This is a genomic window from Asticcacaulis sp., from assembly GCF_035497195.1.
Taxonomy (GTDB): Bacteria; Pseudomonadota; Alphaproteobacteria; order Caulobacterales; family Caulobacteraceae; genus Asticcacaulis.
The window spans coordinates 52,559-72,781 of record NZ_DATJDZ010000019.1 but is presented as its reverse complement, the minus strand read 5'-3'; the positions used below and the strand labels follow the sequence as shown (position 1 = coordinate 72,781).

The following is a 20,223-nucleotide window of genomic DNA, read 5'->3' as shown; positions in this document are numbered from 1 at the left end:
ATGAAAATCTTCGTCGCCGCGCTCGCCCTGCTGGCGCTTTCTGCCTGCGCCACCCTGCCAGAAGGCCCGACGCCGCAAGCCGGACAGGCGATTTTTTCCGATATCCGCCTGGACAGCCAGGCGCCCGGTCTGGCCAAGGCGACAAAGCCGCAATATGAAAACCCCGTCCTGCCCGGCTTTTACCCGGACCCCAGCATCACCCGCGCCGGTGACGACTATTACCTGATCAATTCGAGCTTCGCCTACTATCCCGGCATCCCCGTCTTCCACTCGCGCGATCTCGTCCACTGGAAGCAGATCGGCAATGCCATCGACCGGCCGGACATGCTCGATTTTTCCGGACTGGCCACCTCACGCGGCGTTTTCGCGCCCGCCATCAGCTATCACGATGGCCTGTTCTACATCATCAACACCTGCGTCGACTGCAAGGGTAATTTCGTCATCACGGCGAAAGACCCGGCCGGGCCGTGGTCCGATCCGGTCTGGCTGTCCTTTGGCGGCATCGACCCGTCGATTTTCTGGGACGATGACGGAAAAGCTTGGGTCGTGTGGAACGATTCCCCCGAAGACCAACCGCTTTATGAAGGCCACCGCGCCATCTGGATCCAGCAATTCGATCCGGTCAGGCAGCAGATGGTCGGCGAGAAGCATGTCGTCGTCAATGGCGGCGTCGATATCTCCAAAAAGCCGGTCTGGATCGAAGGGCCGCATATCTACAAGGTCGATGGCCGTTATTACCTGATGGCCGCCGAAGGCGGCACATCGGTCAACCATTCGGAAGTCATTCTGAGTTCGGAAAAAGTGGGCGGCCCCTATGTGCCCTATGCCGGCAATCCCATCCTGACCCAGCGTGACCTCGATCCGGCGCGGCCAATGCCCATTACCTCCGCCGGCCATGCCGACCTGGTTCAGACGCCCAATGGGGACTGGCACGCGATTTTCCTGGCCGTCCAGCCCTATGAGGGCAATCTTTACAATACCGGCCGCGAAACCTTCATGCTGCCGGTGACGTGGAAAAAGGACGAAAAGGGCATCGGCTGGCCGATCATCCTGCCGCACGGTGAGACCATTCCACACATGGTGGAGTTGCCAAATCTCCCCGGTCAGGTGCAGGAAACGCATTATACCCGCTCTTCGCACCATTTGGGTTATCGCTATGATAACCTGACGCCGCTGAACTGGCTGCAAATCCGCACCCCGAAAACCGCCTTCCTCACCGTTTTCAATAACGAGACCGTGGGCCTGACCGCCCTGCCGGAAGCGATCGGCGATCTGCAATCCCATCCGGCCTATCTCGGCCTGCGCCAGAAGCATGTGAACGCCATCTTCAGCACCGCGGTCAATTATCAACCCCGCTCGGAAGGTGACCGCGCCGGCGTCGTAGCCCTGCAAAATGACGACTTCTTCATCTTCTTTGGTCTGGCTATGCGTGAGGGCAAGACAGTTCTGGAAGTCACCCGCCGTGCCGGCCCGAATGAGCCTCGTGACGGCGTAGTGCTCGCCACCCTTCCCGCCCCAACCGGCCCCGTGACGCTTACGGCCGATATCAAGGGCGGCCGCGCATCCTTCAGCTACGGCAAGGGCACGATCGTCGCGGCGGATGTCGATGTGACAAATCTGTCAACAGAGAAGGCCGGCGGCTTTGTCGGCACGCTCATCGGCCCCTACGCCTATGGAAAAACACCGTAATCTGTGTCACTCTACCTGAAAACAAGAAACGTTTTCGGGAGAAAAACATGAACAGACGTCAGCTTTTGACGGGGGTTTGCGCCCTTGTCTGCGTACCCGGCTTTCCGGCCTTCGCCCAGGATGACATCAGCAAAAAACTGATCAACGAACCCGGTAGCTGGAACATTTACGGCACAACCCAGACCAACAAGCGCGTCAAGGACGCCAATGTCCAGGGCGGTCAGGCCATGGAGATCAAGATCGCCAGCGCGGGCGGCAATCCGTGGGATGCGGCGGCTGAAAGCCAGATCACCGGCAAGATCAGCAAGGGCGACAAGATCGTCGCCGCGGTCTGGGTACGCTCGAAAACCGCCGACAATGCGCCCGCCAATCTCAATATGCGGATGCAGGTCAGTTCGCCGCCTTATGATTCCTTCGGCGAGAAACCGATCAGCGCCGGTCCGGACTGGCAGATGCAGACGCTTGAGTTCACCGCGGCCGAGGACCATGATCCCAAGACCGCCGGCCTGACCATCCATCTCAATACCGGCAAGCAGACCATCTATCTCGGCCCGGCCTTTATCCTCAATATGAGCCTGATTTAAGCGGCATGTGCCGGCGAGCCTTGATGCGTCAGTAAAACGGATCACGGAAGGGCACGGAAGAAGACGGAACACACGGAGATATGAGTGTGCTGATATCCCTGTGCCCGAAGGGCGACAGTTATACCTGTGAAAACAGATAGTGACATGCTGGCGCTTCGCGCAGGTATTGCCGCGTGAACCTTCCGTGTGTTCCGTCTTCTTCCGTGCCCTTCCGTGATCCTCTTATCGACACTGGCCTTGCCAACCGGCACACAGATTTCGTGTTGGTTCGTGGACAATCTTCCTGATCTTATCCCCGCTCATGAAAATGCGCCCATCATTCCCTGATGGACACCTCAGACGACATCGCAGACGACCTTTCGCCGCTCGAACAGCGGCGGGCGCGGTTACGCGCCTTTGCCGACCGTGTGCTGGAGGCCGTCGAGGCCCTGCCCATGCCCAAGACCGCCGCTGACGCCGAGCGCACCCTGCGCACCGTCACGGCCGCCGACCGGATGCTGGTTCAGTTGTACAAAAGGATTACGCCCTTACAGCAGATTGACCCAGCCACGGCCCGCCGGACGATATACCCGTCTTATACGCCGCGCGTGCCGAATAAGACGGAAGAGGAAACCCCGTTCGTCTACACTTACGACGATGACGGAATAGACGACGCCCCCGAACAGGAGGTCGAACCGCTCTCGCCAGAGGCCCAGGCGACGCTCGACCTGGAACAACGCGCCAACGACATCTTCGCTCAATACCTCAAAGCCCGCGCGTCGGAAACGGCCACTACAGAACCGCCCTGAATCTCCTCCCCATTTCTCAAATGGGGAGGTGTCGAGCAAGCGAAGCCGTCAGGCGAAGCGCGTCGAGACGGAGGGGTATCTTACTTCGCACGCCCCACCATCGTCCCACGACCATCCGGCGAAATATACAGCGTGCCGTATTCGCGCGGATCACCGGCGATGGCGCGCATCTGGCCGAAGCGATGGGCGTCGTCATTGATGCGCACCCAGTCCGCGCCCGCATTATCCGAGCGCCACAAGCCCTCTTCCCCCTTCACCTTGCCCCACAGGAAAACCGCCGGATAATCACTACCCGGCGCGGCCTTGCCGAAGGTGACCTGCCAGGCGGCATCGACACCGGCCACCGCCTTCTCGCCATAATAAAGCGCCGTGCCCGCCGCCAGCCACAGATCGCCTTCGTGACCCGGCACGGCGCGCAATTGCCCCTGCCCAGCCGTCAGTTGATACAGCGGCGCGAAGGCCGCCCCGCCATTGCGGCTGACCAAAACCGTGCCCGTGCCGCGATCGAAGGCGTAAAACACCGCGTCATTGACCTTATCCGCTATGGCTTCCTGCCCGCGCTCCGGCTTCGGCCAGCCGGTCGAAAGCGTCCAGGTCTGGCCAAGATCATTCGAATGATAAGCCCCCTCGCCTTCCGGCACCCAGACCATCGCCTTGCCTGCGGCCGATATCGCCAGCTTGCCGGCGCGATGGTTATGCCAGTCGGTCGTCGCCAGCGGCGCCGGCGCATTGAGTGCGGTCCAGCTTTCGGCGCCATCGGTCGAAATATAGCCGCGCGCCGTTTCATTATCGACGCTGCGCACGATGATATTCGGTTTCAGGGCGGCGAAGGCCACCGACTGGTTGGTCTTGTTCATCGGACTGAAAAGCCCGTGCTGCGGCGTTTGGGAAAAATCATCGAACGCCGTGCCCCCCACATCACCTGCCGCCATCAACACTTTCGGGCCAACCGATGGACTTTCCAGCCCCAGCACCACCGTTTCCTCAAAGTTGTCGTTACGGAAATGAAAATCGACCTTCCCACCGGTATCCAAAGCCTCAAGATTATCAGTCATCCACACACCATAGCCGGTGCCGTAAAGCAGTTCGTTCGGATTGAACGGATTGATCTTCACCGCGTCCATCCAGTGGCCCATATGTTTGCGCGCCACGGCGTCCGGATCATTGCCGCCCATATAGTCGACCAGCCACGGATGTGTCTCGACATGATGGACAGCCTGCGGCCCGACCGGCGTCCAGTGCGCGCCGCTGTCATGGCTGATATAGAGGTCATCGCCGCTGCCACTGTAGCGATCGGAGGTCGAGACCACCAGCGCGCCTTGCGGCGACAGGTCCAGACCGGAATAGCCAAAGGGTGCTTCTTTCGAGGGTTTCGCCGGCGAGATATCCGTCCAGGTCTCGCCTTTAAGCTTCCACACGGCGCCATCGGTAACGCCGTGCGGCCCCAGATTATCGCTGAAGGTGACATAGAGCGTGCCGTCCTGGCCCAGCGCCATCTGGTGCGGAATCATCTTCGGCGAACCGGCCACCGGCGCAAAGGTTCGGCCGCCATCGCTGCTTTTGAACAGTCCCTCTCCCACCTCACCGGAACCGGCATAGATCGTCTTGCCGGTGATCAGCACCGTCGTCACCGATTTCTGCGCATAGGCCGAGCGGGTGAAGCCCTTGCCCTGATCGTGACTGACCCACAGGCCGTCCTGGTTGGTGCCGAGCCAGAGTGTGTTGCTGTCCGCCGGATCGACCTGCAAGCGCTCGCCCGTGCCGCGTCCCATAGCGTTGCCGCCGAGCTTGAACGGCAGGCGCGTTATCGCCCAGGTCGCGCCCTTATCATCGGAGCGCACCACCGCGCCATTGGGGGCGCGATCATTTAGATACAGCCCGCAGGTGGCATAGAGCCGTTCCGGCTTCTGCGGATCGACCGCCATGGTCATGACGCCCATGCAGTCCCAGTCATCCTTGCCAAAACCGTCCATCAGCGGAATCCAGCGGGCATGGGTATAATCGTAACGGTACATGCCGCCGACATCGGTACGGGCGTAAAGAATACCGGCCTTTTTCGGATGATAGAGGAAGCCATCGACAAAGCCGCCGCCCTGAAGCGGAATGGTCTTCCAGTCATAGGGCCGGGCCTGCGCCACACCGCACATGGCGACCAGCATGCCCGCCATTATACCCGTCACAACGCGTTTGCTTATCATGCCCCGTCTCCGTTTCCCTGAATTATTACGGTTCAACGTATGTTAGCGATACCCACTACGGTTTGTCATATAAATTTTACTTCACCCATAAAAAACGGCGGAGCCTCTCGAACAAGAACCGCCGCAGTTTGGGGGATATTTAAATGATCAAAAACGGTAGGCGATACCGGCAGAGACCACCACCGGATCGAGCTTGACCTTGGATAGAAGGGCGCCGTTATTGATGCGGGCATCGGTCTTGTAGAACACCTTCTTGACGTCAAGATTGAGCGACCATGGCCCTTTCAGCGCCACATCCACTCCGGCCTGAACCGCCGTGCCCAAGCCGCTTTTCAGCCGGACCTTGAAGCCGTTCTGATCCTTGCCGCCATACCAGTTCATATAGTTGACGCCGGCGCCGACATAGGGGCTGACCTTGCCAGCCGGATTAAAGTGATATTGCAGAGTCACGACCGGCGGCAGCACCCAAGTCTCGTGGACCTCGACATCGGTGGCAGGCCCAACCGCCTTGATCTGATGCTTCGAGGTGCCGAGAATGCCCTCTACCGCGATATGATCGGTGAAGAAGTAGGTGAAGCCGAGCGTCGGCACAGTGCTGTTATTGACATCGACATTCAGGCCGGAATCGACACCCGCCGCCGTCTTGATATCACCGCTCTCATCAGGCGCCACCGTGGTGACGCGGGCGGCGATAATGACTGTGCCCTTCTGCTTGGGTGTGAAATCCGCTGCGTGGCCTGCGCCCGCACCGGCGACCAGGGCCAAAGCGCCCATCCCAGCTATAATCTTGATAATACGTGTCATGCCATACTCCTTCTTGTTGAGGCGATGACATATGTATATCCACATTTTTTATATGGGTAACCTGCGCATACTGCCGCGCGTCAGGCTGTCGCAGGCCGGAAATTATAAAATCTGCTATCTTGACTGTATGACAAAGACCGATCAGCGCGCGGCCTATGCCCTGTATTTCATAGCTACTTCAGTTGTGACCAGTTGCTTAGCCATCGGTTGGTACATGTCCCCGCTGGGGCTTGGTTTTCAAACCTGGCCGGAGCCCCACCGCGATCTGCTCATAAATCTTTATCAGGCATCTTATTTTGTGGGCATACCCGCAATACTGATTGTGCAGGGTCTTTCGCTGGTTCTTTTTATTTTCAAGAAACCAAAGGCGGCCTATTGGTTGCCGGTCGTTTCAACTGCTGCGTTTCTGACCTGCGTTGTCTCGATCCTGTCTAACCTGAGTTAAGGCCCGCATCTTAATCTTTCGCCTCTCCTTTCGCCTTCGCGGCGCTTTCTTCGCGCAGGGGTTTGCGCGTCGGGCAGACCTCCTGCAAATAGCCGTCGAGCGAGTTGACGATATGCGCTTCCATGATGCTGTAATGGATGAACTTGCCCTTCTTGACGCTGGAAACCAGGCCGGCGTTTTCGAGGATGCTCAGGTGTTTCGATAGCGATGGCTTGGCCATGTCGAAGCGCTCGGCGATCTCTCCCGCCGTCATCGTCGCCTTGGAAAGATAGGCCAGGATCTTCAACCGTGGCTCGGAAGCCATCGCCGCAAAGATTTTAGCCGCTTGAATCGCACGCATTACATTTAGCCTATTGACGAATTGTTATGAACGGCATAACAATTAGTTCATTAGCTAAATGTAGTTTAATTTGCTGGAAAAGTCAAGTTGACTTCGGGGGGGAGAGATGCAGGCGGCACACAAAAGGTGTCACGGTTCGGGGGATGCAACCGGACTTTTGCAGCGGTTGCTGGGGGGCGACTGGTATCGCCTGCATCCTTCCGTCCGCGCCCGCTTCGCTCATGAACCGGAACAGCCGGTACTCTATGAAGGTGTCATGGAGACTGTCTATTGCTCGCGCGCCGGCTGGCTGTTCGCGCAACTGACCCGCCTGATCGGCAATCCGCTGACCGCCCGGCGTGGTCGTGATATCCCCATGCAGGTCTTGCTCACCAAACGCGAAGGCGGCGGCGTATGGTGGCGGCGCACCTATGGCTTTGATCGGCCCGTCACGGTCACCTCCGCCAAGCGTGAAAACGCCAGGGGCCAGCTCTGCGAATATGTCGGGATGGGCTTCGGGATGCGTCTGCGCGTTTATGCGAAGGATGGCGCCCTGCATTTTACCAGCGAGCGTTATTTCTGGGAAATCGCCGGGCGACAGATACCGCTGCCGCACTGGCTGTCACCGGGAGAAACCCATGTCAGCCATACCGACCTCGGCGGCGGAAACTTCCGCTTCACCATCTCGATGGACCATCGTCAGCTTGGCCGCACCTTTTACCAGACCGGCGTCTTCCGGGAGGCAGCTCAATGAATACGCTTCTCCTGATGATGATTGTCCAGGGCTGCCTCGGCGCCTTCGATACCCTCTATCACCACGAATTCACCGAGCGCCTGCCCTGGAAACGACAAGCCGCGCAGGAGTTATGGATTCACGGCGTGCGCAACTTTTTCTATGCCGTCATTTTCGCGTCGCTCGGCTGGCTGGCCTGGGGCGGGTGGCTGGCTTTTGTATTCGCCGCCATGCTGCTCGGCGAAATCGGCCTGACCCTGTGGGATTTCGTCATCGAGGACCGCACCCGCAAACTGCCGGCCAGCGAACGCATCACTCATACGATCCTCACCATCAATTACGGCATTATCCTCGCCCTGCTGGCGCCGGAACTTATGCGCTGGGCCATTCTGCCCGCCGGCTTTCACGTCGCCCCTCATGGCCTGTGGTCGTGGGTGATGACCTTTTTTGCCCTGGGTGTGCTGGCCTGGGCCGTCTTCGACTATACCCGCTCGAAACGTTTCCGGCTCGTGCAGACGCCGCTTGTCCTGCACCTCGAAAGACCGCGCCAGCGCGTCCTCCTGACCGGCGGCACCGGGCTGATCGGCACACGGCTGGGCCAGGCCCTGATTGATGACGGCCATGACATCACCATCCTGACGCGTAACAAGGCGAAGGCCGCCAAATTCACCGGCCGCGTCACCCTGGTCGACCGGCTGGAAGACCTGCACACGGTCGATATCATCATCAATCTGGCGGGTGAATCCTTAAGCAACGGCCTGTGGACCCGGAAGAAGAAACAGGCGCTTTACGACAGCCGCCTCAAACTGACGCAATCGCTGACGGACTGGATCGCCGCGGCGCCGGAGAAACCGAAGCACCTGATCAATGCCTCGGCCATCGGCTACTATGGTCATAGCGAAACGCTGGAATTCAGTGAGCACACAAAGGGTGGCGAACCCGACCTGGCCTACGATCTTTGCCGGCAATGGGAAGGCGCCGCGCAGCAGGCCGCCCGGCATGGCGTCAAGGTCAGCTACGTACGCCTTGGCCTTGTCATGGCGCTGGAAGGCGGCGCGCTGGCGCAGATGCTCTTTCCGTTCGAATTTGGCATTGGCGGTCCGATGGGACATGGCCGCCAGTGGATGTCGTGGATTCACCTCGATGATGTTTGCGGCCTCATGGCCCACATCATCAACACGGGCATAGACGGGCCGGTCAACGCTACCGCGCCGCAGCCCCTGCGCCACAACGATTTCATCCGCGCCTTAAGCCGCGCCATGCACCGCCCGGCCTTCATGCCGCTACCCGGCTTCGCGCTGAAACTGGCCCTCGGTGAAATGGCGGAAACCATCCTGCTGCACGGTCAGAAGGTCGTCCCCGCCCGTGCATTGGCGGCCGGCTATACCTTCCGATATCCTGCGCTGGATTTGGCTTTTGCCCAAATTTTCAACGGCCTGATCTAAGCAGTTGCGCCGATGTCATTCCGGTCATATCTAGACAGAACATTTTGAAAAGGCCCCCCATATGTCCACACCGATCCGCAACATGACGCCCGAAGAGGTCAGTGCCGCCCTCGCCGCCGATGAAATCCTGCTGGTCGATGTGCGCGAACCGCATGAGTTCGCCGACGCCCGCATCGAAGGTGCGGTCAACTATCCGCTCTCGACGTTTGATCCCTCCGCCCTGCCCTCAGCCGAAGGCAAGTATGTCGTGCTGTCGTGCGCCGGCGGCGTCCGCTCGGTAAACGCCGCCCTGCAATGCCAGGCGGCAGGCCTCGACATCCACGATCACCTCGCCGGCGGCCTGCGCGCCTGGGCGATGGCCGGCCTGCCGGTCGAACGATAGGCCTCTGGCAAACCTAGTGCTTGGCCTTGAGCAGCATGAAGCCGAAGCCGAAAAACAGCGTACCGGTCAGTCGGTTGAATAACTTGTTCAGCGCCGGCTTTTTCAGGTAAACAGCCAGCTTTTGCCCGCCCAGTCCGTACATCGCGTACCAGAAGGTTTCGATCGCCGCGAAGGTCACGATCAGGATGGCGAACTGCGGAAATTTTGGCGCGGATTGATTGATGAACTGCGGCAAGAAGGCCGCCGCGAACAGCAGCAGCTTCGGATTGGTGATGCTGACCAGGAAACCGCCGCGAAACAAGGCCAGAGCCGACATGCCAATGGGGGTGCCGTCCGGACGGATGCCGGCGTCCTCGCCCTTATCCATCCAGGCCTTGATGCCGAGCCAGACCAGATAGGCGACACCGGCATAACGGATGATCTCGAACAGCAGGGGCGAGGCCGTGAGCACCGCCGCCAGCCCGGCCGCCGAGGCGATCAGGGCGACGACCACGGCCAGTCCACAGCCCAGCATGGCGGCGGTTGAGCGGCGAAAGCCGAAACGCACGCTGCGTGACAGGACGTGGAGCATGTTCGGCCCCGGCGTGCCGCTCAGCAAGAAGACAGCGGCAAAATACAGGCACCAGGTTTCAACAGACACGGCTCACTCCTTTGATTTGTAGATAATCGTCTTGTAAGTAATAACAACCCTATTCCTCCTCCCCATTTCCTAAATGGGGAGGTGTCGCGGCGAAGTCCGCGACGGAGGGGTCACTTCCTAAGCCGTGACCGCGCATAGGCAATGATCCCCAGAGCGACATCATCCGGATCAGCCATGACCTCACTCGCCGCTACCCTCAAGATTTCCAGACCGAAATCTAACAGCCACTGACTACGCCGCTCATCCCTTACCACGACATCCGCTACATCATGGATCAAGCCGTCGACTTCAATGATCAGTTTGGCCTTCGGGCAGTAAAAATCAACAATATAAGGACCGATCGGATGCTGTTTGCGAAAGTGCAGACCGTCCGTTTTGCCTTTCAGCCGTGTCCATAAACGCACTTCCGGTGGCGTCAGCGTCCTGCGGAACTGCCGAGCCAAAGCGTATTTGTATTGAGACTTATTTCCCCGCATGAAAGATACCCCTCCGTCTCGACGCGCTACGCTTGCTCGACACCTCCCCATTTGAAAAATGGGGAGGAGATAAAACCCCAAAGCTTAATAATGTTCTTATTTTGTTCCAATTCGGTAAAGGAGCCAACGGGCCATAGATGATCATCAGTCCAGTGTGGAGCGATACCGCAGCATGGCCACAGCCGTCGCCACGGCGATAAAGATCAACATCGGCCAGATATTCGGCCACATGGCGGCGAAGTCCGACCCCTTCAGCATCACGCCGCGCACCACGCGCAGAAAATGGGTCAGCGGGAATACCTGGCCGATCCATTGCGCCCAGGCCGGCATACCGCGGAAGGGGAACATGAAGCCCGACAGCATGATCGATGGCAGGAAGAAGAAAAACGTCATCTGCATGGCCTGCATCTGCGAGCGCGCCACGGTCGAGAAGGTGAAGCCCACGGCCAGGTTGGCGATGATGAACAGCCCGACGCCGAGCGACAGCAGCCACACCGAGCCCAGGAACGGCACACCGAACACGAATGTTGAGGCCAGCAGCACAATGGCGGTCTGGACAATACCGACGCCGATATAGGGAATGATCTTGCCGGCCATCACCTCCCACGGCCGCGCCGGCATGGCCAGCAGGTTTTCCATATTACCGCGCTCGGTTTCGCGCGTCATGGCGATGGAGGTGATCATCACCATGGTCATGGTCAGGATGACGCCGAGCAGGCCCGGCACGATATTGTATTGCGATATGCCTTCGGGATTATACATGCGGTGGATGACGATATCGACCGGCGGCGGCCCCTGCGCCAGCGCGGCCCACTCGCCTTTCAGGTCCTGTATGAGCGCCGATGCCGTGATCTGCTGGATCATCGCTACGGCGTTGCTGGCCGCCGACGGATCGGAGGCATCGGCCTCGATCAGCAGTTGCGGATGGTCGCCGCGCAGCAGGTTGCGCGTGAAGCCGGCGGGCACAGTCACCACAAAGGCCGCCTCGCCCGATTGTAAGGCCTTTGTGCCGGCATCGGCGCTCTGCACCTCGCCCTTGATATCGAAATAGCTCGAATTTTGCAGCCCCGCCTTCAGTGACCGCACGACGGCCGAACGGTCCTCCAGGTAAAGCAGGGTCGGCAGGTGGCGCGGATCGGAATTGATGGCGAAACCGAACAAAATCAACTGCATGATCGGCATGATGATCATGATAGCCGAGGTCAGCCGGTCGCGCCGCATCTGGATGAATTCCTTGGTCAGGATGGCGCCGATGCGCCGCCATGCGCTCATGTTACACCGCCACCGAATTGTCTTTACTTTGCCGCATCAGGTGGATGAAGACATCCTCCAGATTGGGCCGTTCCTGCCGCCATTTGATCCCGCTCACCTGATGCGCGGCGACCAGCCGTTTCAGCGCTTCCAGATCGCCGCCGCTGACATGCAGCGCATTGCCGAAATAGGCGACATGATCGGCGCCCGGCTGGCTGCGCAGGCTTTCCATCAGGTCGCGCACACCGGTCCCTTCGGCCACGAAGGTATAGAGGCCGGACCGGTCGATGATGTCCTCCACCCGCCCCTGCGCCATCAGGTTGCCATAGGCGATATAGGCGATCTGGTCGCAGCGCTCCGCCTCGTCCATATAATGGGTGGAGACCAGCACGGTCATGCCTTCGGAGGATAACCGATGGATCTGGTCCCAGAAGTCGCGCCGCGCCTGCGGATCGACGCCGGCCGTCGGTTCGTCGAGCATCAGCATTTTCGGATTGTGCAGGGTGCAGGCGGCCAGCGCCAGACGTTGTTTCCAGCCGCCGGACAGCGTGCCGGCCAGTTGTTTCTGGCGCGAACTTAAACCAAGCGTTTCCAGAGTTTTATCAACGATCTGTTTCTTGTTCTTGAGGTCGTAGAGATTGGCGACGAACTCCAGATTCTCGCGGATCGACAGGTCTTCCCAGTAGGAAAACTTCTGCGTCATGTATCCGACCTGATTCTTGATCTCGCGGCTTTGTTTCAGGATATCGTAGCCCAGGCAGGTGCCGTCGCCGGCATCGGGTTTCAGCAGGCCGCACAACATGCGGATAGTCGTCGTCTTGCCGGAACCGTTGGGGCCAAGAAAGCCCCAGACCTGTCCGCGCGGCATCCGGATATCGACAGCGTTGACCACCTTGAGCTTGCCGTAGCTCTTGGTCAGACCGCGGACATCGATGGCGAGATCGGGGGCGATATCAGGCATTTTTACCCCCTCTGTCTTTTTGGCTTAGCCAAAAATCCAACTCCCCCCCCAAGAGGGGGAGATTTAGAAAAATTGATCTCCCCCTCTTGGGGGGGGGAGTTGGGGAAACCGCCCGGCGATTTTTCAAGAGGGGGTAAAAATTCCCTCACAGCCGTATATCCACAGGCTGGCCGGCATGAAGCGCTTCGGGCTTTTCCGGCGTCGCCTCGATCAGGAACATCAGCTTTTGCCGTTCTTTAACGCTGTAGATCACCGGCGGGGTAAACTCGGCCTCCGGCGAAATGAAGCGCACCTTCGCCGTCTGCGCGACGCAACCATCACAACCGACATGCACCACCGCCCCCACGCGAAACTTGCTGAGATCCCCCTGCGGCACATAGAAGCGCACAAATTCCCGCCCCTTCGGCCGCACGGTCAGGACCGCCGCGCCCGCCGCCACGAACTCGCCCGGCTCGCGCAGGCGTTCATCGACCTGCCCGGTCAGACGCGCCTTTACGTCACGATCATCGACCGTATATTGCGCGCCGGCGACATCGGCGCTGGCGGCGGCGGCTTGCGCCTGGGCGGCCCGTTGCTGATCCTCACGCGAGGCCAGACGCTTCTCGGCGATCAGTTTGTCAATATTGATTAATTGCGCCTGGGCCGATTTGGTCGCAGCCCGCAAACTGTCCATCTGCGCTGCCGACACATAGCCCTTCGGCTCAAGCTGGGCATAGCGTGTCTCGTTGGCGCGGGCGAGATCAAGCTGGCTTTGCGCCTGTATGCGCTGGGCCAGCAATGGCGCGATATCGGCCTCGCGCGCGCCCTTGGCAAGATCGGCCGCACTGGCCTGCGCCGCCACGGCCCGGCTTTCGGCGCCGCTCAGGGCATGTTCGGCCTGCGTCGCGTCCAGCCGGAACAGGGCCTCGCCTTCCGTCACCGCATCACCACGATCAACATTGACAGCCGCCAGCCAGCCCGATTGCGGCGCGCTGATGCTGACGGCCTGGCTCTCGACATAGCCACTGTAGCTATCGGCCGGTTTCGACTGGCAGGCCACCAGCACAAGGCAGCTACTCAGCAGCAGGAGATTACGCATGATCGAGGCCCTTCAGAAAGACACGCACATGGGTTTGCAGGTAAGGTAATGGCGGAAACGGCGCCTCTTCGCCATCGGCAAAGACCAGCGTCCACAGCGCGGCTTTCAGCACCGGCGCAATAACAAGATGCGCCGCCATGCCGGCCTCGATACCGGATATCTCGCCGCGATCGAGCGCCCGCTGAAACAGGCTGGTCAGCGCGCCCAGCATCTTCTGTACGACCTCCCGGCGATAAAAGGCGGCCAGTTCAGGAAAGCGGCCGGCTTCCGCGATGAGAAGCTTGGGGTATACCGGCAACCGGCCGACCTCGATCGCCATGGCCGCCATTTCGACCATGCGCATCAGGGCCGGCTCCAATGGGCCGTCATAGCCCTTGAGAAAGGTAGAGGCCAGTTCCACGCGCGGGGCGATATCACGCATGACCAAGGCTTCAAAAAGCGCCTGCTTGGTCGGGTAGTAGAGATAGACCGTGCCCTTGCTCACCTTCGCCGCCCGCGCCACGTCCTCCATGCGCGCGCCCTCGAAGCCATGCAGCGAGAATTCCTCCAGCGCGGCGGTGAGGATATCAGCCTGGCGCACTTCTGGTGCGGCCCGGCGGCGAACGGCTTTTTCCATTTTGCAGCTTCGTTACAGTACTGACCAGTCAGTACTGTAACTTAAGATTAAAAACCCGGCAAGCCATAAGCTGCCGAGTTTTTAAGGTCATATCTTGAGGAATATCTTCCTGAGATAGAACGGCAGGACGAACAGCCAGCAAATGGCCAGAACGCCAAGCGCGAACAGGAACGACATCAGGTAAGGATCAGCGATAACGCTGTGCATCCAGCGGGTGGTTATCCCCGCCACTCCGGTGACATCGAGGAAGACCGAGAACAGCCAGGCGAACACATAGGCCAGAATAGCGTTGGTGCCGAAGACGCGGATCGGCATGGCCCATTTAACATGACCAAGACGATCCATGATCAGCATCAGCGCCGACAGGATCAGCATGGCCAGGCCACTGGTAAGCAAGGCGAAGGAGGAGGTCCACAGCTTCTTGATGATCGGGATTTGCCCATCCATCGCCAAGGCGACAATAACCAGCATCAGACCAGCCAATGCCACGCTGCTCACGGCCTTCGCCGGGGTTTGTTTCTGGATCAACAGCCCGATCAGGAGGCCGGCCAGGATATTGAACACCGCAGGGACCGTGGAAAGCAGGCCCTCAGGATCATAGACCACCTGCCCCGCCTCATTGGTGCCGCCCTGGTAGATGTGCTGGATGCCGGGGATGATACGGTCGATATAGGCCGGCCATGAGCCTTCCGGCCCGAAGGAATCGCTGAGGCCGAAGCCCGGCACCGGCACAAACTTCATCAGGATGGCGTAGCCAAGGACCAGACCGAGCGCCCAGAAGGCCAGGGGCCTGGCATGGAGCACCAGCCGGCCACCTTCGATATGGCTGTGCAGGAGCACCAGCCCGGACGCCAGCCCATAACACAGGCCGATGCGCTGCAGCACGCCCGGATAGCGCCAGTGGGCGAAATCGAAACCCGGCAGCAGGTTGAGGAACAGGCCAATGGCGATGAGGATGGCGGCGCGGCGCAGGACATGGACCGCCATCTCTTTTTTACCACCCTCGCCGATACGCCGGCTCATCGAAAGCGTCATCGAAATGCCGACACAGACCATGAAGCCGGGGAAAACCAGGTCGGTCATGGTGAAGCCATGCCATTCGGCATGATCGAACGGCGGCCAGATATGTGACCAGTCGCCGGCATTATTGGCCAGCAACATGCCAATGATGAACAGCCCGCGCAGGATATCGAGCGCCTCAAACCGCTTCGCCTTTGGCACCTCCACCTTCGGGATTTCGCGTTTTTCAAACTTGAGTATTTCCGCCGCCACTATTCGCCCCTGTCCGTTTTATGGCCCGACACTCTCACAGCTTGCCCGGCTTGCCAAGCCCAGGCTGGTTACATCCAGTTAGCAGCCAATCCAAAACCAATTATAATGTCAGGTTAAGCTTACATTTTTTTGCGATGTCATGTTGACATTACATTTTTTCGATGTAAGGTCAGCCTTACACCGGTGCATCTTCACCCCCTGTTTGGAACCTGAAACATGAACCTCAAATCTCCCGGCGCCCGTTACGCGATCGGCATGACCATCTGGATGGTGTTATATGTCGCCGCCCTTTTCGGATCGATCACCCTGATCCAGTCGCAAGCCCCCACCGGTCCTTTGCTCTACGTCCTCGCCGTTCTGCCGGCCCTGCCGATCGGTGGCACAATCCTGACCTTTCTCGATTATATCGAGCGCGTGGACGAATATTTGCGGGCCATCCTGGTCAGGCGCTTCATCATCGCCACCGGCCTGACCCTGTTTATCTGCACCGCCTGGGGCTTTCTCGAAAATAACGCCGGCGCGCACCAGTTCTCGCTTTACCTGGTCTATCCGCTGTTCTGGGGTCTGTTCGGCGCCACCAGCCTCGTCCTGAGGCAGGCGTCATGAAGCAAAACCTGCGTGAACTGCGCACCGAAAAAGGCCTGACCCAGGCCGATCTGGCCAGCCAACTCGGTGTCTCCCGCCAGGCGGTCATCGCCCTGGAAACCGACAAGCACTCACCGTCGCTCGATCTCGCCTACAAGATTTCCGCCGTGTTCAACCTGCCGGTCGAGGCGATCTTCCCAAACCCCTACCGCTAACCCCTAACTGATAAAGGCATTTCCCATGTCCCTGCGCATCCCCTCGGAGCGCATGCGCTCCCCCCTTGCCCGCAACCTGTACCGCATCCAGGTCGCCACCGTCATCCTTGGCACGGGCGTCTACGCCCTCCTCCTGCTCGAACCGGGGCATCCTCTGGTTCATTTCGCCATGTCGCTTTTTACCTTCCTCTTCAACGCCCTCACGAGGTAACTCCCATGTCCGGCTTCAATTGTCCCGATCGCCGCAGGAGCGGCATTTTCAACCGCCCGATGGCGCTGATCGCCGTTATTATCGGCATTGTGGCGGCGATGACCGCCGGCCATTCCAAAGCGGCCGCACCCTTCCCCGATGCCGCCACCGCCCGCTTTTCGGTGACGGTCAGCGGCGAAGGCCCGGACGTCATCCTGATCCCCGGCCTCGCGTCTTCCGCAAGCGTGTGGGACGACACCGTGACGCACTTGAACGGCCATTATCGTCTTCATGTGCTGAACCTGGCCGGTTTCGCCGGCGAACCCGCTGGCGCCAATGCTGTGGGCGATATCCTCCCGCCGTCGGTGGGAGCGATCGACGCCTATATCAAGGCCAATCATTTGCAAAAGCCGGTCGTGGTTGGTCATTCGCTGGGCGGCCTGATGGCCCTGATGCTGGCGAAAGCCCATCCGGAGGATGCCGGCCGGCTGGTCATCGTCGACGCCCTGCCCTATGTTGGGGCGCTCTTCAATCCGATGGCCACGGTCGAGATGGTCAGGCCCCAGGCCGTCGCCATGCGTGACGGTATGATCGCTGCCCCGACAGACGCCTTCAGGGCACAGCAGACCGCCGGCGCCGCCCGTATGGTCACGGCTCCCGACGATCAGGCGAAGGTGCTCGATTGGTCATTGACCTCAGACCGCCGTGTATTGGCAGAAAGCTTCTATGAAGACCTGACTATCGACCTGCGCCCGGATCTGGCGGGCATTGATACCCCGACCGTCCTGATTTTCCCGATCACCACCGGCGAGGACGCCGCCACCACCGAAGCGGTTTACAAGAGCAGCTACGCCGCCAAGCCGAACATCACCTTCAGCCGCATCGACAACAGCCGCCACTTCATCATGCTCGACCAGCCGGCAACTTTTCAGTCGGCGCTCGAAGCGGCCCTGAAATGATTATAAATCGTGGCGGAATTGAATGAAATCGGTCTTCGTCGCCAGCTTTTCATACAGCGCCTGGGCGGTTTTATTGGCCTCATCCGTGACCCAGTAGAGCCGTTCGGCGCCCTTTGCCTTGCCAGCCTCGGCCACGGCGGCGATCAGCGCCCGCGCCACGCCCTTGCCGCGCTGGTCGGCCGCCACGAACAGGTCTTCGAGATAGCAATACCAGTCCCGCGCCCAGCTTGAGCGGTGCAGCACATAGGTGGCGAAACCGACGATCCGGCCCTCGCTTTTGGCGACCAGCAGATTCAGGTTTTCGTCGCCGTCCAGCGCCCGCGCGAAAGTCAGGTCGGTGATTTCGTCATCCAGCGCCTGCTTGTAGAAATCGAGATAGGCGCGCCACAGCGGCAACCATTCCGCCTTGTCCTCAGCCGTCGCGGGAAAAACCTGCATGGTCAGACCGCCAGCGCCTGCGGCTTGCGCCACTGCACATAAATCCGGATACCCGCCACCACGGCAATGCCTATGGCCGCGATGACGACCATGGCCGGTTCGTGGTCACGACTCTGGTTGGCGACCATCACCCAGAACAGCGCCCACGCCAATCCGGCGGCGTAGAGGCTGTTGCCCGTGCGGTAGACCATCCATCCGCCAAAGGCGATCAGGCCGATCAGGAAGACGGCGGATACGGCGGCATTGCCGGCATCAAGGCCGAACCCCGTCCAGATCATGGCCGAGGTGAAGTTGACGAAACAGGCGGCGGTGAGCCAGCCGGTCACCAGGGCCAGCGGGCCGGCGACCAGAATTTTCTCTTTCAGGGACAGGTTCAGTTCGTTGCGCAGTTTCAGCAGGCCGTTCAGCCCCGCGAAGACAGCGACGGCGATCAGGCAGAAGCTGATCCATTCCAGGCCGATCACCGGCACCCATAATTGCCACAGCGAATTGACCAGCCAGACGACGATCAGATTCCAGTCGACCGTTTCCAGCGCCACGTTTTCCTTCTGGCGCGGCATGATCTGCCAGATGGCGGCGACCAGGGCGTAGGCATAGATCACGCCCCAGATAATGAAAGCCGTCTTGTAGGGTACCAGCGGATGATTGATCAGGGCCGACTGCACCTCGACCGGCTCCCCAATGCCGAATGCGACCATCAGGCGCGCGGTCGCGATCTGGGCGATGGCCAGCGCCAGAACGACAATCGATTGTACGCTACGCTTCATGGCCCCCTAAGCCTTTTTGACGAATTCCGTCCGCAAAACCAGTCCCTTGACCTTATCGGCGTTGCATTCAATTTCCGCCTCGTCGTAGGTCAGGCGGATATTTTTGATCAGGGTGCCGCGCTTCAGCGTCACCCCGCCGCTGCCCTTGACCTTCAGGTCCTTGATCAGGGTCACGCTGTCGCCGTCATGCAACTGCGTACCGTTGGAATCCTTTACGATGATGTCGTCGTCAGCCATTTGTAATACCCTTGCCCAAAGCATTTCTCCGCCTACCCTACGTGCGGCCCGGCGGCAAATGACTAATCCTTGCAGAATCCTTCATTGGCCGCGACCACGAGGCAATCCTTTTTATCGGCCAGCCACTTCATGCCCGTCGCCTGGCCGTCCCCCTTGTGGATGACCAGGGGCGACGCATCGCGGGTGATATGGATGCCGTCGCCTTCCAGCGTGCCGGTAAAGGTGCGCGGACCGTCGAGATTGGTGATCACGACCTCATATTCGCTGCCAGCCGGGGTAATGGTCAGGGCCGTGCCCTCCGGACCGGTCCATTTGCCGACATAACCGGTGGCGTCCACGCTGGTCATTGCTTCGGCCACGGCCTGCGAGGCCGCCTCGGCGGCGGTAATCGACATAGCGGCCGATTCGGAGGCCTGCGAGGCCGCGACCTCATCGTCACCCGGCCTGGGCGAACAGGCGCTCAGCAGCACCATCGCGGCAACCGTGGTCAGGCTGGCGAGTTTGACAAGGTTTTTCATGGGCTTTCTCCGCATAGAGGTCATATTCGTGATCAGCATTAAGGGCTGAATATATATAAAGCCATGTTCGGCCTCACATGATTTTGTAAATTGCTGATCATAAGCGCCACCAACTTGCCATTATCCCCGCCTGCCATCCAACAGCATAACATCAGGACTCCGCCCATGTCCCTTTCCATCCGCCCTATCATTCACGGTTCCGCCGACTATGCCGCCGCCGTCAATCTGCGCCGCGCCCTTCTGCGCACGCCACTTGGTCTCGATTTCACTTCCACGCAACTGGCGGCCGAGGCCGGCGATATCCATCTCGCTGCCTTTGAAGACGAGGAACTGGTGGGAACGGTGCTCGTGTCAACTTATGACGATCAGACAATGAAACTGCGCCAGATGGCGGTCGATGACGCCATACAGGGCCAGGGCGTCGGCGCACGATTGCTGGCCGCCGCCGAAGCCGAAGCGCGCGCCGCCGGCAAGACACGCATCACCCTGGCCGCCCGCGTCACCGCCCAACCCTTCTATGCCCGGAATGGATATATGGCGGCGGGAGACGTCTTCGAGGAAGTGACCCTACCGCATATCACTATGCAGAAAACATTGACCTGACGTCCACGCTTACATGAAATTTGTAAGTAT

Annotated in this window: 26 protein-coding genes; 12 read left to right on the top strand and 14 right to left on the bottom strand. The window is 59.8% G+C overall.

Features of this window, described 5'->3' with window-relative positions; all coding sequences use genetic code 11:
• From VL130_RS11310 to VL130_RS11300, 3 genes are all read left to right on the top strand, one after another.
• Positions 1-1,689 (top strand): glycoside hydrolase family 43 protein, encoded by a 1,689-nt coding sequence (locus VL130_RS11310; RefSeq protein ID WP_325363008.1) that lies wholly within the window; start codon positions 1-3, stop codon positions 1,687-1,689.
• A gap of 47 nt (positions 1,690-1,736) precedes the next feature.
• Positions 1,737-2,273 (top strand): hypothetical protein, encoded by a 537-nt coding sequence (locus VL130_RS11305; RefSeq protein ID WP_325363007.1) that lies wholly within the window; start codon positions 1,737-1,739, stop codon positions 2,271-2,273.
• A gap of 326 nt (positions 2,274-2,599) precedes the next feature.
• The gene (locus VL130_RS11300) at positions 2,600-3,061 is read left to right on the top strand and encodes a hypothetical protein (RefSeq protein WP_325363006.1); all 462 of its coding nucleotides are present in this window, start codon (positions 2,600-2,602) and stop codon (positions 3,059-3,061) included.
• Positions 3,062-3,141: 80 nt separating this feature from the next.
• On the opposite strand, the gene VL130_RS11295 is transcribed toward VL130_RS11300, so the two are convergent.
• Together VL130_RS11295 and VL130_RS11290 are read right to left on the bottom strand one after the other, a co-directional pair.
• Entirely contained in the window at positions 3,142-5,259 is a 2,118-nt protein-coding gene (locus VL130_RS11295) for an exo-alpha-sialidase (protein ID WP_325363005.1), read from the bottom strand.
• Between the two features lie 147 nt (positions 5,260-5,406).
• The gene (locus tag VL130_RS11290; RefSeq protein ID WP_325363004.1) at positions 5,407-6,063 is read right to left on the bottom strand and encodes an OmpW/AlkL family protein; all 657 of its coding nucleotides are present in this window, start codon (positions 6,061-6,063) and stop codon (positions 5,407-5,409) included.
• Positions 6,064-6,094: 31 nt separating this feature from the next.
• Here VL130_RS11290 and VL130_RS11285 point away from each other — a divergent pair, with 31 nt between their 5' ends.
• On the top strand, positions 6,095-6,508 hold the full coding sequence (locus VL130_RS11285; RefSeq protein ID WP_325363003.1) for a hypothetical protein: 414 nt from the start codon (positions 6,095-6,097) through the stop codon (positions 6,506-6,508).
• A gap of 10 nt (positions 6,509-6,518) precedes the next feature.
• Here the strand turns inward: VL130_RS11285 and VL130_RS11280 are convergent, their stop codons facing one another.
• Positions 6,519-6,848 (bottom strand): metalloregulator ArsR/SmtB family transcription factor, encoded by a 330-nt coding sequence (locus tag VL130_RS11280; protein ID WP_325363002.1) that lies wholly within the window; start codon positions 6,846-6,848, stop codon positions 6,519-6,521.
• A gap of 106 nt (positions 6,849-6,954) precedes the next feature.
• Between VL130_RS11280 and VL130_RS11275 the strand changes: the two genes are divergently transcribed.
• From VL130_RS11275 to VL130_RS11265, 3 genes are all read left to right on the top strand, one after another.
• Complete coding sequence (locus tag VL130_RS11275) at positions 6,955-7,581, top strand: DUF4166 domain-containing protein (protein ID WP_325363001.1); 627 nt, start codon at positions 6,955-6,957, stop codon at positions 7,579-7,581.
• Positions 7,578-9,005, top strand: coding sequence for a TIGR01777 family oxidoreductase (locus tag VL130_RS11270; RefSeq protein WP_325363000.1), 1,428 nt, complete (start codon positions 7,578-7,580; stop codon positions 9,003-9,005). Before VL130_RS11275 ends, VL130_RS11270 begins: the two co-directional genes overlap by 4 nt.
• A 61-nt stretch (positions 9,006-9,066) precedes the next feature.
• Positions 9,067-9,387 (top strand): rhodanese-like domain-containing protein, encoded by a 321-nt coding sequence (locus VL130_RS11265; protein WP_325362999.1) that lies wholly within the window; start codon positions 9,067-9,069, stop codon positions 9,385-9,387.
• A gap of 13 nt (positions 9,388-9,400) precedes the next feature.
• Here the strand turns inward: VL130_RS11265 and VL130_RS11260 are convergent, their stop codons facing one another.
• The 7 genes from VL130_RS11260 to VL130_RS11230 all read right to left on the bottom strand — a co-directional run bounded on the left by VL130_RS11260 (position 9,401) and on the right by VL130_RS11230 (position 15,681).
• Positions 9,401-10,027 carry a LysE family translocator gene (locus VL130_RS11260; RefSeq protein ID WP_325362998.1) on the bottom strand — a complete coding sequence of 209 codons (627 nt, stop codon included), beginning with the start codon at positions 10,025-10,027 and terminating at the stop codon, positions 9,401-9,403.
• Between the two features lie 110 nt (positions 10,028-10,137).
• Complete coding sequence (locus tag VL130_RS11255) at positions 10,138-10,503, bottom strand: endonuclease domain-containing protein (RefSeq protein WP_325362997.1); 366 nt, start codon at positions 10,501-10,503, stop codon at positions 10,138-10,140.
• A gap of 144 nt (positions 10,504-10,647) precedes the next feature.
• The gene (locus tag VL130_RS11250; protein WP_325362996.1) at positions 10,648-11,775 is read right to left on the bottom strand and encodes an ABC transporter permease; all 1,128 of its coding nucleotides are present in this window, start codon (positions 11,773-11,775) and stop codon (positions 10,648-10,650) included.
• A gap of 1 nt (position 11,776) precedes the next feature.
• Positions 11,777-12,715: an ABC transporter ATP-binding protein gene (locus VL130_RS11245; RefSeq protein ID WP_325362995.1), complete on the bottom strand. Its 939-nt coding sequence runs from the start codon at positions 12,713-12,715 to the stop codon at positions 11,777-11,779.
• A 145-nt stretch (positions 12,716-12,860) separates the two neighbouring features.
• Entirely contained in the window at positions 12,861-13,793 is a 933-nt protein-coding gene (locus VL130_RS11240; protein ID WP_325362994.1) for an HlyD family secretion protein, read from the bottom strand.
• Positions 13,786-14,409 carry a TetR/AcrR family transcriptional regulator gene (locus VL130_RS11235; RefSeq protein ID WP_325362993.1) on the bottom strand — a complete coding sequence of 208 codons (624 nt, stop codon included), beginning with the start codon at positions 14,407-14,409 and terminating at the stop codon, positions 13,786-13,788. The genes VL130_RS11240 and VL130_RS11235 overlap by 8 nt, the downstream gene beginning before the upstream one ends.
• Positions 14,410-14,496: 87 nt before the next feature.
• Positions 14,497-15,681 carry a DUF5009 domain-containing protein gene (locus VL130_RS11230; protein ID WP_325362992.1) on the bottom strand — a complete coding sequence of 395 codons (1,185 nt, stop codon included), beginning with the start codon at positions 15,679-15,681 and terminating at the stop codon, positions 14,497-14,499.
• Between the two features lie 216 nt (positions 15,682-15,897).
• On the opposite strand from VL130_RS11230, the gene VL130_RS11225 reads away from it, so the two are divergent.
• From VL130_RS11225 to VL130_RS11210, 4 genes are read left to right on the top strand one after another with little or no spacing between them, the layout of a single operon-like run.
• The gene (locus tag VL130_RS11225; protein ID WP_325362991.1) at positions 15,898-16,287 is read left to right on the top strand and encodes a hypothetical protein; all 390 of its coding nucleotides are present in this window, start codon (positions 15,898-15,900) and stop codon (positions 16,285-16,287) included.
• Positions 16,284-16,481 carry a helix-turn-helix transcriptional regulator gene (locus tag VL130_RS11220; protein WP_325362990.1) on the top strand — a complete coding sequence of 66 codons (198 nt, stop codon included), beginning with the start codon at positions 16,284-16,286 and terminating at the stop codon, positions 16,479-16,481. The genes VL130_RS11225 and VL130_RS11220 overlap by 4 nt, the downstream gene beginning before the upstream one ends.
• 25 nt (positions 16,482-16,506) lie before the next feature.
• Complete coding sequence (locus VL130_RS11215; protein WP_325362989.1) at positions 16,507-16,692, top strand: hypothetical protein; 186 nt, start codon at positions 16,507-16,509, stop codon at positions 16,690-16,692.
• Positions 16,693-16,697: 5 nt separating this feature from the next.
• A complete protein-coding gene (locus VL130_RS11210; protein ID WP_325362988.1) occupies positions 16,698-17,630 on the top strand; it encodes an alpha/beta hydrolase in 933 nt (310 codons plus the stop codon).
• Here VL130_RS11210 and VL130_RS11205 read toward each other — a convergent pair whose 3' ends face one another.
• The 4 genes from VL130_RS11205 to VL130_RS11190 form a co-directional block, all read right to left on the bottom strand.
• The gene (locus VL130_RS11205; protein ID WP_325362987.1) at positions 17,631-18,068 is read right to left on the bottom strand and encodes a GNAT family N-acetyltransferase; all 438 of its coding nucleotides are present in this window, start codon (positions 18,066-18,068) and stop codon (positions 17,631-17,633) included.
• 2 nt (positions 18,069-18,070) lie between these two features.
• Positions 18,071-18,835, bottom strand: a complete 765-nt coding sequence (locus tag VL130_RS11200; protein ID WP_325362986.1) for a hypothetical protein — start codon at positions 18,833-18,835, stop codon at positions 18,071-18,073.
• A gap of 6 nt (positions 18,836-18,841) precedes the next feature.
• Positions 18,842-19,072, bottom strand: a complete 231-nt coding sequence (locus VL130_RS11195) for an alkylphosphonate utilization protein (protein WP_325362985.1) — start codon at positions 19,070-19,072, stop codon at positions 18,842-18,844.
• A gap of 62 nt (positions 19,073-19,134) precedes the next feature.
• Positions 19,135-19,590, bottom strand: a complete 456-nt coding sequence (locus VL130_RS11190; RefSeq protein ID WP_325362984.1) for a hypothetical protein — start codon at positions 19,588-19,590, stop codon at positions 19,135-19,137.
• 165 nt (positions 19,591-19,755) lie between these two features.
• On the opposite strand from VL130_RS11190, the gene VL130_RS11185 reads away from it, so the two are divergent.
• Positions 19,756-20,193, top strand: coding sequence for a GNAT family N-acetyltransferase (locus VL130_RS11185; RefSeq protein ID WP_325362983.1), 438 nt, complete (start codon positions 19,756-19,758; stop codon positions 20,191-20,193).
• Positions 20,194-20,223 lie beyond the last annotated feature (30 nt).